The organism is Lysobacter oryzae DSM 21044, assembly GCF_059568595.1.
Map to the genome: position 1 here is coordinate 536,319 of NZ_JCANTQ010000008.1, position 14,086 is coordinate 550,404.

The window sequence follows — 14,086 nt, forward strand, 5'->3', positions numbered from 1 at the left end:
GTCGCATCGTCGATGCGCCGGGTGGGCAATAGAGTGGCGGCCGCGTCGCGGCATTACAAGGCAAGCGCCGCGATCTGCAGTGTTGCGATCTCGATCGGCTACGCGTCCGACGCATCGCACGAAACGGCGCGGTGAAGGAGCCGAGCCGGTCACCGCGAGGGGCGTCGGCTCCAAGACCGCGTCCGCTAGGCCAGGATCGGGTTTCGGTCGTCGGATTCCCCGCTATGCTCGAATCGCGTCCCAGGGATGGCCGCGGCGGGTGAGTTATTCCAAGGCAAGGCTTTTTCCCGTATCTTCAACAACTAACAGTACCTAGCTCAGGCAGAACCTCACAGTGGCGCAAGCCCAGGCAGCTACCCGTAAGAAGGCCAAGGCGGAACAGGCCGGCAGAGAGCGCGCACCGCCATCGCCGCGCCGCCAAAGGCTCATGCGCGATATCGCGCTGATCCTGATCGCGCCCTTGCTGCTGTACCTGATGGCGAGCCTGTTTACGTATTCCTCCACCGATCCGGGGTTCACGCATTCGGGCAGCGTGACCGTACCGCTCCACAACGTGGGCGGCCGCGTCGGAGCCATGATCGCCGACGGACTGCTGTTGCTCACCGGGTATGTCGCGTTCCTGCTGCCGATCATGCTCGGCTTCATTGCCTGGATCGCGTTGTTCGGCATGGACACGGATGGCGACGGCGACGCCGACCTGGGGCCAGCGCTGCGACTGATCGGCATCGTGGGCTTCCTCGTTTCCACTACCGGCCTGCTGTACCTGCGTGTCGCGTCTCCGGATTACTTCCCGGCGGGATCCGGCGGCATCCTGGGGCGGCTGGTGGGCAATTCCCTGCATAAGGGTTTTGGCCCGATGGGCGCGAATCTTTTCACCTTCGCCTTGCTGCTCGTTTCGGTAACGCTCGCGACTGGATTGTCCTGGCTGACGGTCATGGACAAGCTGGGGCAGTGGACGCTCGCGGTTCCGCCACTATTGAGCAACCTGTTCCGTCGCGGCAGCCAGCAGGCGACCGAATGGCAGCAGACGCGCGCCTACCGCGAGGAGCGCGAAGAGGCTCGCAAGGTCGACATCGAACTGCGTGCGAAGCGGACGCCGGTGAAGATCGAACCGCCGCCGGCGCCCGTGGTCGAGAAGAGCGACCGCGCCAAGCGCGAGCAGCAGATCCCGCTGTTCCATGTCGGCGACGGCACCGGCATTCCGCCGCTGGCGCTGCTGGACGATCCCAAGCCCCAGCCCAAGGGCTACAGCGAGGAGACGCTCGAGACGCTTTCGCGCCAGATCGAATTCAAGCTCAAGGACTTCCGCATCGACGCGCAGGTGGTCGGCGCCTATCCCGGGCCGGTGATCACGCGCTTCGAGCTCGAGCCCGCGCCCGGAGTCAAGGTCAGCCAGATCAGCTCGCTCGACAAGGACATCGCGCGCGGCCTGTCGGTCAAGTCGGTGCGCGTGGTCGACGTCATCCCTGGCAAGTCGGTGGTCGGCCTGGAAACGCCGAACACGTCGCGCGAGATGATCTTCCTCTCCGAGCTGCTGCGCTCCAAGGAGTACGACAAGTCGCCCAGCCCCCTGACGCTGGCGCTGGGCAAGGACATCGCCGGCCGCCCGACGGTGGCGGACCTGGCGCGCATGCCGCACCTGCTGGTCGCGGGTACGACCGGTTCCGGCAAGTCCGTCGCCGTCAACGCGATGGTGCTGTCGCTGCTGTACAAGGCGTCCGCCAAGGACGTGCGCATGCTTATGATCGACCCGAAGATGCTGGAGCTCAGCGTCTACCAGGGCATCCCGCACCTGCTGGCGCCGGTCGTGACCGACATGAAGGAGGCCGCCAACGGCCTGCGCTGGTGCGTGGCCGAAATGGAGCGGCGCTACAAGCTGATGTCGGCCGTCGGCGTGCGCAACCTGGCCGGCTTCAACAAGAAGGTGAAGGACGCGATCGACGCGGGCCAGCCGATGATGGACCCGCTGTTCAAGCCCAACGCGGAACTGGGCGAGGCGCCGCGTCCGCTGGAGACGCTGCCCTTCATCGTCGTGTTCATCGACGAATTCGCCGACATGATGATGATCGTCGGCAAGAAGGTCGAGGAACTCATCGCGCGCCTGGCGCAGAAGGCGCGGGCGGCCGGCATCCATCTGATCCTGGCGACCCAGCGCCCGTCGGTGGACGTCATCACCGGCCTGATCAAGGCCAACATCCCAACGCGCATCGCGTTCCAGGTTTCCAGCAAGATCGATTCGCGCACCATCCTCGACCAGTCCGGCGCGGAGACCCTGCTGGGCCACGGCGACATGCTCTACCTGCCGCCCGGTACGGCACTGCCGGAGCGCGTGCATGGCGCTTTCGTCAGCGACGAGGAAGTGCATCGCGTGGTCGAGCACCTCAAGCAGATCGGCGGCTCGCCGGACTACATCGAAGGCGTGCTTGACGAAGTGCAGACCCTCGGGGATGGCGTGGTGGTCGGCGCCACCGGCCTGCCGGAAAGCGGCGGCGGGGCGGGGGACGAGTCCGACCCGCTGTACGACGAGGCCGTACGGATCGTCACCGAAACCCGCCGCGCTTCGATTTCCGGCGTGCAGCGCCGGCTCAAGATCGGCTACAACCGTGCGGCCCGGCTGATCGAGGCCATGGAAGCCGCCGGCGTGGTCACGCCGCCGGAGCACAACGGCGATCGCAGCGTGCTCGCACCGCCCCCTCCGAAATAGCGTCGCATTCGCCGTTCGATGCGGGGCGACAGCTGAATCGAGCGCCCCGGGGTGGGCGCGGACCCCCGGCTTTCATCCCACCTTGTTCAGTTTCGTTTCGCCAGACTCTCCCCATGCGTTTTCTGGAGTCGCCCATGAATCGTTTGTTCAAGTTCGCCCTCGCCACGACCGTCGCCATCTCGCTGATTCCCGGCGTCGCGTTCGCCGGCGCGCGCGATGGCCTCGCGGCCTTCAGCAAAGGGCTGAAGGGTCTCGATGGCACGTTCTCGCAGCAGGTGTTCGATGCCAAGGGCAAGCTCAAGGAGAGCTCCAGCGGCAAGGTCGCGCTCTCGGCGCCGCGCCTGTTCCGCTGGGAATACGTCAAGCCGTATCCGCAGCTGATCGTTGCCGATGGCAAGACTGTCTGGGTCTACGATCCGGACCTGCAGCAGGTGACCAAGCGTCCCCAGGGCGCGGAAGAACAGAACAGCCCGCTTTCCGCGCTGATCGATCCTGGCAAGCTGGAGGCGCAGTTCGTGGTCAAGGAAGGCGGTTCGGCCAGTGGCCTCGACTGGCTGGTGCTGACGCCCAAGGGCAACGCCGCCGACGCCAGCTTCCGCTCCGCACGCCTCGGTTTCGGCAAGGCTGGCCTCGTCAAGATGCAGGTCATCGATGCCCTGGGACAGCGGACAGAGATCAGTTTCAGCAGCTGGAAGCGCAATCCCGCATTCCCTGCCAGCACGTTCCGCTACGCACCGCCGAAGGGCGTGGATGTGATCGGCGAAGGCTGAGGCATTGCCTGGCCCCCGGCACCCGGTGACGGCCAGGCAAAGATCCCCGCAGGGGCAAGCCCTACAATGGCTGCATGCCACGCCGCAGCCCTTCGGACAAACGCGCCGCCGACCTGCTGGATTCCGACCAGGACCACCTGCGCCCGCTCGCGGAGCGCATGCGTCCGCGCACGCTCGATGAAATGGTCGGCCAGCGGCGGCTGCTCGCCCCCAACACCGCGCTGCGCAAGGGCATTGAATCCGGTCACGTGCATTCCATGGTCCTGTGGGGGCCGCCCGGCTGCGGCAAGACGACATTGGCGCTGCTCCTGGCGCATTACGCCGATGCCGAGTTCCAGGCGATTTCCGCCGTGCTGTCGGGGTTGCCGCAGGTGCGTGAAGTCCTGGCCGAGGCGGCACAGCGCTTCGCCGCCGGGCGCCGCACCGTGCTCTTCGTCGACGAGGTCCACCGCTTCAACAAGGTGCAGCAGGACGCGTTCCTGCCGCACATCGAGCGCGGCACGATCATCTTCGTCGGCGCAACCACCGAGAACCCTTCGTTCGAACTCAATTCCGCGCTGCTGTCGCGCTGCCGCGTCCATGTCATGGAGTCGGTATCGGCCGACGACATCGCGGTTGCGCTCAAGCGTGCGCTGGACGACGGGGAGCGCGGACTGGGCGACCGCAAGCTGCGGATCGCCGATGACCTTCTGCACCTGATCGCGACGGCGGCGGACGGTGACGTGCGCCGCGGCCTGACCTTCCTCGAGATCGCCGCCGACCTGGCCGGCGAGGGCGGCGCGATCACCGAAGCGACGCTCGAACAGGTGCTCGCGGACCGCACGCGCCGCTTCGACAAGGGTGGCGAGCAGTTCTACGACCAGATATCCGCGTTGCACAAGTGCGTGCGCAGCTCCAACCCGGATGCCGCGCTGTACTGGCTCGCGCGCATGTTCGACGGCGGCGCGGATCCGAGCTACCTCGCGCGCAGGCTGGTGCGCATGGCCATCGAGGACATCGGCCTGGCCGATCCCCGGGCCCAGGAGATGGCGATCGATGCCTGGGAAACCTACGACCGTCTCGGCAGCCCCGAAGGTGAGCTCGCGCTGGCGCAGTTGACCATCTATCTCGCGACGACGGCGAAATCCAACGCGGGCTACGCAGCTTTCAACGCGGCCCGCGACGACGTGCGCGAATACGGCACGCAGCCCGTTCCGCTGCACATCCGCAATGCGCCGACCCGGCTGATGAAGCAACTGGGTTATGGCAGGGGCTACCAGTACGACCACGACGTCGAAGGCGGGATCGCGCTGGACCAGACCGGATTTCCCGATGCAATGGGCGAACGCGTGTACTACCGCCCGGTCGATCGCGGCCTGGAAATCCGCCTGAAGGAAAAGCTCGACGCGCTGCGGGCGGCCCGTGAGGCGGCGCGCAACGGGGCAGGGGAGTGACCGGCATGTCGATGGCCCTGCCTGCGGCGGCGCCGCGACCGACGGCGCCACAGGCGATAAGGACTGCAAGCGCATGAATTTGTGGTTCCAGCAACTGTGGCTGGTGATGCTCGGTGGCGCGCTCGGTGCCGCTGGGCGCTACTGGCTCGGCGGCGTGATGCTGCGGCAAGTGGGCGACGGATTCCCCTGGGGTACCTTCGCGGCCAACCTGCTGGGTGCGTTCGCGGGCGGCTTCCTCGCGGTCTGGCTCGAGGGCCGCGGTGCCTCGGCGCTGTACTGGCGCGCGTTCCTCGTCGTCGGCCTGCTTGGCGGATTCACCACGTACTCGGCATTGATGATCGAGTGCCTGCTGTATTCGCGTTCGTCGCGGACCGAGCTGGCCTTCCTCTACCTGTTGCTGACCTTGCTGCTCGGCCTGCTGCTGGTCTGGGGCGGCGCGCGGATCGCACACCTGTGGCGGCCCTGACTGCAAGCCTGAGGTCGTTGCCCCGCAGCGTCTGGCTGCTGGGATTCATCAGCCTGATGAACGATGCGGCCAGCGAGATGGTGTACCCGCTGCTGCCCCTGTTCCTCGCCGGCATGCTCGGCGCCGGCCCGCGCGTGCTGGGGCTGATAGAGGGGCTCGCCGAAGCCGTGAGCAGCCTGCTCAAGCTTGCCTCGGGCGTGTGGTCCGATCGCATGCGGCGCGCGAAACCGTTCGTCGTCGGCGGCTACGGAGTGGCGGGCCTGGCGCGCACGCTGATCGCCGCGGCGACGGGATGGTGGTTCGTCCTGCTGTGCCGGCTCGCCGATCGCATCGGCAAGGGCTTGCGCAGTTCGCCGCGTGATGCCCTGCTGGGGCGCAGCGTAGATGCCGGCCAGCGCGGGTTGGCCTTCGGCTTCCACCGGGCGATGGACAATGCAGGCGCGGTGCTCGGTCCGCTGATCGCCGCGGCCTTGCTCGGGATGGGGTTCCAGTTGCGGACGGTCTTCTGGTGCGCGGCCATCCCCGCCGTGGTGGTGTTGATCGCCACGTTGCGGCTGCGCGAACCGGAAGCCGGCGCGAGCGCACACGCGCCGGCACCGGGATTCAACTGGCACCTGCGCGATTTTCCGCCGGCGTTTCGCCGCTATCTGGTTGTGCTGGCGCTTTTCATGCTCGGCAACTCGTCGAATCTGTTCCTGCTGATGCGCGCACGCGAACTGGGCGTCCCGCAGGCGCAGATTCCGTTGCTGTGGGCGACGATGTCGGGCGTGGCAGCCGTATTCCTGACACCGCTGTCCGCGCTCTCGGATCGCTTCGGACGCCGGCGCCTGATCATCGGTGGCTGGCTCGCCTATGCGGCCATCTACCTGCTGCTGGGCTGGAGCGGCATAAAACCCTGGGGCGTGTGGGCGCTTTTCATCGCTTACGGCATCTTCATCGCCGCCACGGAAGGGGCGGAGAAGGCGCTCGTGGCGGATCTGGTGCCGCGCGAGCAGTTGGGTACGGCATTCGGGTGGTATTACCTGACCCTGGGCGTCGCGCTGCTGCCGGCCTCGCTGCTGTTCGGCGAGCTCTGGGAGAAGTTCTCCGTCTTCGCGGCCTTCGCCTTCGGTGCGGGCTGCGCCCTGCTGGCGTCGATCCTCATGGTGGCGTGGTTGCGCGGCACGGCCGATTGAGCTTCACCGCGGGGCTACAGGCCTTGCGCGAAGGTGCAGCGAACCGTCGGTGCTTACTGCGATGAGCCTTCAGGAATACCAGCGCAAGCGTCACTTCCGCGAGACCCCGGAACCACGGGGACGCCTGGCCCCGCGCAAGGCGAAGGCGCGCAGCTTCGTCGTCCAACTGCACCACGCGCGGGCGCGCCATTACGATTTCCGCCTCGAGGTCGACGGCGTCCTGCGCAGCTGGGCGGTGCCGAAGGGCCCGTCGTTCCGTGCAGGCGAGAAGCGGCTCGCAGTGGAAGTGGAGGACCATCCGCTTTCGTACGCGTCCTTCGAAGGAACCATACCCGAGGGGCACTACGGTGCGGGCCATGTCGCGGTGTTCGACCGCGGAACCTGGACGACGGAGGACGATCCGGCGCAGGCGCTGGAGCGCGGCAGTCTCGACTTCGAACTGAAGGGATCCCGTTTGAAGGGAAGCTGGAAGCTCGTGCGTACCGGCAAGCGCGGCGTGAAGCCGCAATGGCTGCTGTTCAAGCGCAATGACAGCCATGCCGGCGACTTCGAAGCCGACGACCTGCTCGAAGGCGTGACTGCGAAGCGCGAGTCGACACGTGCGCGCGGCACCGCCAATGGCACGAAGAAGGCGGCAAGCACTTCCGCGATGCACCAGCGCCTGCTCGATGGCGCCCGCTCGCTGCCAGGCGCCCGGCGCGCCGGCAAGACCGGCTTCATTGCGCCGATGCTGACCACCGCAGCCAAGCTCGCACCGGAAGGCGATGGCTGGCTGCACGAATGGAAATGGGACGGCTATCGCCTGATCGCGGCGACGGATCCGGGCGGCGCCGTCCGCCTGTGGTCGCGCAACGGTCTGGATTGGAACGGCCGCGTGCCGGAACTGGAGGCCGCGCTGGCGGAACTGGACTTCCGCGCGGTGTTCGACGGGGAACTGATTGCGGTGGACGCCAAGGGCTACAGCGATTTCAACGCGCTGCAGGCCGCCTTGAAGAGCGGAAAGACCGACCAGCTGCGCCTCGCGGTGTTCGACCTGCCGCGCCTTGGCGACATCGACCTGAGCGGCGTCGAACTGCAGTGGCGCAAGATCCTGCTGCGCGAGCTGTTGAAGGGCAGCGATCCACGCCTGTTCTACAGCGACCACGTGGTGGGGCATGGCCCCGAGGTGTTCGCCGCGGCGAGCCAGCGCGGCATGGAAGGAATCATCAGCAAACGCGCCGATGCGGCCTATCGCAGCGGCAGGAGCAGCGACTGGCTGAAGGTGAAGACGCAGGAAACGCGCGAGTTCGTCGCCGTTGGCTACACGCAGCCCAAAGGCAGCCGCAAGGGCATCGGCGCGCTGCTGCTCGCGCAGCTCCAGAAGGGCAAGCTCGTGTACGCGGGGCGTGTGGGCTCAGGCCTCAGTGACGCGATGCTGCAGGAGTTGCCGCGCAAGCTGCAGACGCTTGAAACCAGCGAGCCAGTGGTGGCGCTGCCCGCGCATACGCCGCTCCCGCCCGGCAGGGTGCACTGGGTCAAGCCGCAGCTCGTCGTCGAGGTGATCTTCCGCGGCTGGGGCAAGGAAGGGCTGTTGCGCCAGGCGTCGTTCTCCCGCCTGCGCGCGGACCGCAAGCCAGCGGCGGACCTGGAGCAGCCCGAGCCACTGCCGACGCTCACCAGTCCCACGCGCATCGTCTACCCCGATATCAAGGCCACGAAGCAACAGGTCTACGACTACTATCTGGCGGCGGCCGAGCCCTTGTTGGCGGAAATATCCGGACGGTTGTTGTCCGTGGTCCGCTGTCCGGATGGCATCGAGGGGCAGCGGTTCTTCCAGAAGCACGCCGGCAAGGGCTTCGGCGATTCGGTCAAGCGGGTCCGGATCAAGGAGGCCGATGGCGGCACGGCGGAGTACTTCCACGTCGACGACGTTTCCGGCCTGATGAACCTGGTGCAGATGAATGCCATCGAGTTCCACCCGTGGGGTTCACACGTCGCCGACCTCGAGCGGCCCGATCGCATGGTGTTCGACCTCGATCCCGATCCCGCCCTGGCCTGGAAGGACGTCAGGAGGGCGGCGGTGGAAATTCGCGACCGGCTGGCGAACGCGGGCCTGCCGTCATACCCGCGGTTGACCGGCGGCAAGGGAGTGCATGTCGTCGTACCGTTGCGCCCGCATGCCGGCTGGGACCAGGTCCGGAACTACTGCGAAGCCCTTGCCGGCGACCTCGCGCGCGCAGCACCGGATCGTTACGTGGCCACCATGAGCAAGGCCAAGCGCGAAGGACGCATCTTCATCGATTGGCTGCGCAACGGTCGCGGCGCCACGAGCGTCGCCGCCTGGTCGTTGCGCGCGCGTCCGGGCGCCCCCGCCGCGATGCTGCTGACCTGGGACGAACTGACGCGCATTCGCCGCCCGGATGGCTTCAGCATCGCCAATGCCGCCAAGCGCGACATTCCCGAGGACGTCGCCCAGCTGATTGCCGGCGCCCCGGTCCTGCCGGTCGCCAAGCCCAAGTAGAAAGTGCGGACGCGCCTCCGATCGCACAGCCCCATGCACACCCACCGCGGCAGTCGCCGCAGCCGTCCTCACTCGCGCAGCAGGCGCGGATCCAGGACGAAGGGTTCGACGTTCTCGATGATGAGTTGACTGGCGTCCTCATGCCCGGGATTGATGAGGAGGTTCGTCGATCGCTCGCACAGCACGCTCGGCACAGCAAGCGCCAGGGATCTGCCTGACTCGACCCATCGATTTCCGTATTCACGAACATCATCGCGATGCGGCGTCTCCCGCCAACCACGCGGGAGGTCGCGGGCGCGAACGACATGCCGGCTAGGCAAGCGTGCGGAGACCAGCGCGAGATCGATGGGCTTCTCGCCATCCAGATGCGCCAGGAATTCCAGGATCGCGCCCGCGGGCGCGGTCGACGCGTACACGGCCGCCACCCCCGGGCTGGTCCAGCGCCCGCCGGAGCGGTTCGCCTCGCTGGAAAACGCGCTGCTGGCCACATCCCGCGTGACCACCCGGAACACCGGAATTGTTGAGGGGTCGGAAGCGGGCTCCGCCAAGGCGGTGATCGCGGCATCGGTCGCCAACTCGCCCACGGCGGGCGCGGCGTTGGACTGTCGCTTGCGAGTGCGCTCCTGGGCCACGTCCTGGCTCCGCGTTTTGCCCGCGAGAGTAGGGCGGAAAGCGCGCACGGACGGTGACGATTCCGGTGCCCGCATTTTTCGTTGTCATCGCGGCCACAGCACGCGCGCATAACGCGCACGGTCCCATGCTTCCCGTGGAATCGGCTGGCTTGCGGGTGCTGGCTTTCCGCTAACGGTTGCAATCAATTCAAGCCAGAGGAGGGTCCGAATGCGTGACTCCAATATCGGTCATGAACTGAAAGAAATGGCGCAGGAAGTCGTGCGCTTTGGCGAGCGATGCGTACAAGCGGGTCGCGATTGGCTTAACGAGAGGAGAGAAGACATGAATCATCGGGACGACGACGACCGTCGCGATCACCTGTCCGGCCGGAACTACGGCGAGGAGCAAGGAAACGTCCGCGGCTCCGCGCGCCAGGCACGGAGCCAGTACGGCTATGGCGAGCAAGCCGAGCGGGGGCAGGCCGAACGCAACCGGACGCAGCAGTCCTTTACCCAGGCGAATCGGAGCCGGGGCGAATACTACGGCGGCCAGTTCTCGGATCGCGCGCAAGGCGTCGGCTGGGACGACGATCGGGGCAACTGGGATTACGAGGGCGGACCGGAGCGTTACGGCGCCTCGGGTTACGCCGAACGGTCGCAAGGGCAGGGCGGAGCTGGACGCCAGCAGGGCGCGCAATACGGCGCGCAGGCGGGCAGCAGCGACTACTACCGCAGCCGCCAGGGCTATGGCGCGCAAGGCTCGTTCGGCAGCGACTACAACACCTATGGCCGCAACCAAGGCTATGGCGAGGGTTCCGGCTACACCCAGCAGTCCTCGCGCACGCAGGGCAGCCGCCTTGGTGGCGCGAGCAGCGCATCCGGCAGCCGCGCCTCGCAGCACGCAGGCCAGGGCTACATGGATGAGGGCGAAATGTCCGGTTACGGCGGCCGCGAACTGAGCTCGCAGCAATACGGCAGCAGCAGTTCGGGGCGTTACGGCACTGCCCCCGGCCAGTATGGCTATGGCGGTTACGGCGCCACCAGCTATCGGGGAGTCGGACCGAAGAACTATCGCCGTTCCGACGAACGTCTCGCCGAAGACATCAACGAGCGCCTGACCGACGACGACGATCTGGACGCCAGCGACATCACGGTCCGGGTCGCGGCCGGCAAGGTCACCCTGGAAGGCGCCGTCGACCAGCGCTGGATGAAGCACCGCGCCGAAGACATTGCGGACTCCTGCATCGGCGTGAAGGAGGTCGACAACCGCATCCAGGTGAGTTCGATGGCCAGCAGCCTTGGCCAGGGACAGTCCACCACCGATACTCGGACCGGCACGTCGTCCCGTAGCAGCTCGTCGACGCCAACCTCCGGCACCAGCGGCGACACGACGTCGCATTGATGGGCGTGAAGATGGATGCTGTCCCGAGTGGCAGCATCCATCGGGGCTTGCTTGGTCAAGCCGAGGCGGGACACCTTCACAACTGATAGCGCGTCGCGTTTCTTTACGCGAGTGAATGAAGCACTGAATCGATCGCGCACTGTGCTCTCGTATTCATCATCACACCCATGAATGATTCATGGCGCTTTGATTGAATCGCCTCACAGAACCGAGATCGCGCCACGGATTTTTTTCACGATATCTATACATTCCCCCTGAGCCTGGCATTGCTACCCAGGCCGATCAGCCGCTTGTACCGGAGCCGTGGCGGCCGGCGCCAGAAGGGGGGTTTCCATGAACGTCGAAGAATACGTGCGCGTCGCGCACGCGCCGGGAATGGCGCGCCGCGATTTCCTGAAGAAGTCCTCCGCCGTCGCCGTGTCGCTGGGACTGGCCACCACGGCATTGCCGGCGCTTGCCGCTTACATCGCTCCCTCCCGTACGCGTGGCGCCGCCGTGCTGGACGTGCGCAACTACGGCGCATTCGGCGACGGAGTGCATGACGACACCGCAGCGATCCAGGCTGCCATCAATGCGCTGCCGACCGACGGTGGCACCGTGTACGTGCCCGCCGGAACCTACATGATCGACGCGGTGCGCAACCTGCGCCTGCGCAGCCAGATGCACCTGCAGCTCGCGCCCGACGCCAAGCTGGTGGCGATCCCGAACGCGGTCGACCGCTACTACGTGCTGAACGTCTACAAGGTCAGCGACGTGGAAATCTCCGGCGGCCAGATCATCGGCGAGCGCGACCAGCACATGGGCACGACGGGCGAGTGGGGCCACGCGATAATGGTGCGCGGTTCCAAGCGCGTCACCGTGCGCGACATCCGGCTGTCCCGCTGCTGGGGTGATGGCCTGTCGATCGGCGGCGCCGCCGCAACCACGGGAACCATACCGAGCGACGATGTCGCGGTCGCCAACATCGTCTCCACCGGCAACCGGCGCCAGGCGGTGACGATCGGGCGTTCCCGCGGGGTCAAGGTGTACGACTCCGAATTGAGTTTCACCAGCGGCATCAAGCCCGGCTGCGGCATCGACATCGAGCCCGATCCCGATGCGGGTGCCAGCACCAGCGGCGTGCGCGTGGAGAACTGCTGGATCCACCACAATGCCGGCAACGGCATCCAGGTCTACAAGACCGTGCTGAACGTGGTGATCAAGGCCTGCACCATCGAATACAACGAAGGCTACGGCGTCCTGCTGCTCAACGCGGACAGCGGTTACGTGGTCAACAACAAGATCATGCACAACCGACTGTACGGCGTGTCGGCCCGTAGCGCCGCGCATGGATACCAGATCAGCTCCAATACGTTCCGCAACAACAAGACGCTGTATTACGGCGTCAAGGAATCCATCGGCGCGCTGACCAGCATCGTCGGGACCGGCTCATCCGGAACGATGAAGAGCTCCTGGCAGCTGGAAGTGACTGCGGACTGCTACAGCATGAACGTCGGGACCAACTACTACGCGTTGTGATTTCATGGAAGAAGCGGGGGTCGATGGCCGGGCGGAGGAGTTTCGCCCGGCCATCTTTTTTTTTGCGTCAATCCAGGTCGCAAGAAACAGCCTGCAACAGGGCATTGCACGACGCCATCCCGGCGCATCACTCAAGGCGCGGCGTTCCGAATCGCACGCATGAAGACTGAGCCTTGCTTGAACGGTGATCGCTCGATGTGTGTCGCTCTTTGCGCGACGATGGCGAAAACATGAAGTGACCTTCACTCCTGCTTCGGATAATGCGCCCGTCCAATCGATACGGAAGGATGACGCAGGACCGACATGAAGTTCATGTTCTTCGCCAACACCGATTGGTATCTCTACAATTTCCGCCTCCCCACCGCATTGCACCTGCAGGAACAGGGCGCCGAAGTGGTCATGCTGTCGCCGCCGGGTCCATTCGGCGGGCGCTTCGCTGAACATGGAATCCGCTGGCTGACGCTGCCCATGCAGCGCGCCAGCCTGAATCCTGCCCGCGAAGTATCGACGCTGCGGCACATGGTGCGAGTGCTTTCCGAGGAACGTCCGGATCTGTTGCACAACTTCACCGTCAAGTGCGCGGTGTACGGTGCGCTGGCCGCGCGCATATCCAGGGTGCCTGCGGTGGTCAATGCAGTGGCTGGCATGGGCTATGTCTTCACCAGCGAGTCGCTGATGGCGAAGACCCTGCGCCCGGTCGTCAAGGCCCTGATGCGCGGCACGCTGGGGCAGGAGAACTCGCGCCTCGTATTGCAGAACCCGGACGACGCGGACGCGTTCGTCAGCTCCAGACTGGTGCCCGCGCACCGCATACGCCTGATCCGCAGTTCGGGCGTCGACACGAGCCGCTTCGCCCCGCATGCGTCCCCGCGCGTGGGGCAGGCGCGGAAGCCCCTGCGCGTCCTGCTCGCGGCGCGCCTGCTATGGGAAAAGGGAGTGCAGGAATACGTGGATGCAGCGGCGCTCGTCCGCGCGCGCGGCGGCGACATGGAGTTCCTGCTGGCCGGAACGCCCGATCCGGGAAACCCCGGCTCGGTGGAAGTGTCCCAGGTCGAGGAATGGGTGCGCAGTGGGCTGGTGAAATGGCTCGGCCACGTCGAGGACATGCCGGCGCTGTTGCGCTCCGTGGATGTGATGGCGCTGCCCAGTTACTACCGCGAGGGCGTGCCGAAGAGCCTGATCGAGGGCGCCGCGTGCGGGCTGGCCCTGGTCACGACCAATCTACCGGGCTGCCGCGAGGTGGTTACCCGCCACGGCATCGACGGGCTGCATGCGCAGCCGCGCGACGCGGCCTCGCTGGCCGAGTTGCTGGTCCGCCTGGATGACGATCGCGAACTCCTGGATCGCCTCGGCGCATCGGCGCGGAACCGCGCGCTCAGCGATTTCGACGAGAAGCTGGTGATCCGCCGCACGGTTGAGGTGTACGAGGAACTGCTCGCGCACTCCGGCTGGCGCGCGGGAAGCGAAGCCACCCGGTCCGCGCGCCAGGCCGCCTGAGTGTCGCGCC

10 protein-coding genes are annotated in these 14,086 nt (G+C 66.4%); 9 read left to right on the plus strand and 1 reads right to left on the minus strand.

Annotated elements, in window-relative coordinates; translation table 11 throughout:
- The first annotated feature begins 334 nt into the window (after positions 1 to 334).
- The 6 genes from BP05_RS02740 to ligD all read left to right on the plus strand — a co-directional run bounded on the left by BP05_RS02740 (position 335) and on the right by ligD (position 9,048).
- Complete coding sequence (locus tag BP05_RS02740) at positions 335 to 2,704, plus strand: DNA translocase FtsK (protein ID WP_496360185.1); 2,370 nt, start codon at positions 335 to 337, stop codon at positions 2,702 to 2,704.
- A gap of 134 nt (positions 2,705 to 2,838) precedes the next feature.
- Entirely contained in the window at positions 2,839 to 3,474 is a 636-nt protein-coding gene (gene lolA / locus BP05_RS02745) for an outer membrane lipoprotein periplasmic chaperone LolA (protein WP_496360187.1), read from the plus strand.
- Between the two features lie 74 nt (positions 3,475 to 3,548).
- Positions 3,549 to 4,907, plus strand: a complete 1,359-nt coding sequence (locus BP05_RS02750; protein ID WP_496360189.1) for a replication-associated recombination protein A — start codon at positions 3,549 to 3,551, stop codon at positions 4,905 to 4,907.
- Positions 4,908 to 4,980: 73 nt separating this feature from the next.
- Positions 4,981 to 5,373: a fluoride efflux transporter CrcB gene (gene crcB, locus BP05_RS02755; protein WP_496360191.1), complete on the plus strand. Its 393-nt coding sequence runs from the start codon at positions 4,981 to 4,983 to the stop codon at positions 5,371 to 5,373.
- Positions 5,361 to 6,548, plus strand: a complete 1,188-nt coding sequence (locus BP05_RS02760) for an MFS transporter (RefSeq protein WP_496360623.1) — start codon at positions 5,361 to 5,363, stop codon at positions 6,546 to 6,548. The genes crcB and BP05_RS02760 overlap by 13 nt, the downstream gene beginning before the upstream one ends.
- A 61-nt stretch (positions 6,549 to 6,609) precedes the next feature.
- A complete protein-coding gene (gene ligD / locus BP05_RS02765) occupies positions 6,610 to 9,048 on the plus strand; it encodes a DNA ligase D (RefSeq protein ID WP_496360193.1) in 2,439 nt (812 codons plus the stop codon).
- 68 nt (positions 9,049 to 9,116) lie between these two features.
- Here ligD and BP05_RS02770 read toward each other — a convergent pair whose 3' ends face one another.
- Positions 9,117 to 9,680 (minus strand): RES family NAD+ phosphorylase, encoded by a 564-nt coding sequence (locus tag BP05_RS02770; protein ID WP_496360195.1) that lies wholly within the window; start codon positions 9,678 to 9,680, stop codon positions 9,117 to 9,119.
- A gap of 208 nt (positions 9,681 to 9,888) precedes the next feature.
- Between BP05_RS02770 and BP05_RS02775 the strand changes: the two genes are divergently transcribed.
- The 3 genes from BP05_RS02775 to BP05_RS02785 all read left to right on the plus strand — a co-directional run bounded on the left by BP05_RS02775 (position 9,889) and on the right by BP05_RS02785 (position 14,076).
- Positions 9,889 to 11,061 carry a BON domain-containing protein gene (locus tag BP05_RS02775; RefSeq protein WP_496360197.1) on the plus strand — a complete coding sequence of 391 codons (1,173 nt, stop codon included), beginning with the start codon at positions 9,889 to 9,891 and terminating at the stop codon, positions 11,059 to 11,061.
- 333 nt (positions 11,062 to 11,394) lie between these two features.
- A complete protein-coding gene (locus BP05_RS02780) occupies positions 11,395 to 12,579 on the plus strand; it encodes a right-handed parallel beta-helix repeat-containing protein (RefSeq protein ID WP_496360199.1) in 1,185 nt (394 codons plus the stop codon).
- A 303-nt stretch (positions 12,580 to 12,882) separates the two neighbouring features.
- Positions 12,883 to 14,076, plus strand: coding sequence for a glycosyltransferase family 4 protein (locus BP05_RS02785; protein ID WP_496360201.1), 1,194 nt, complete (start codon positions 12,883 to 12,885; stop codon positions 14,074 to 14,076).
- Positions 14,077 to 14,086: the final 10 nt, after the last annotated feature.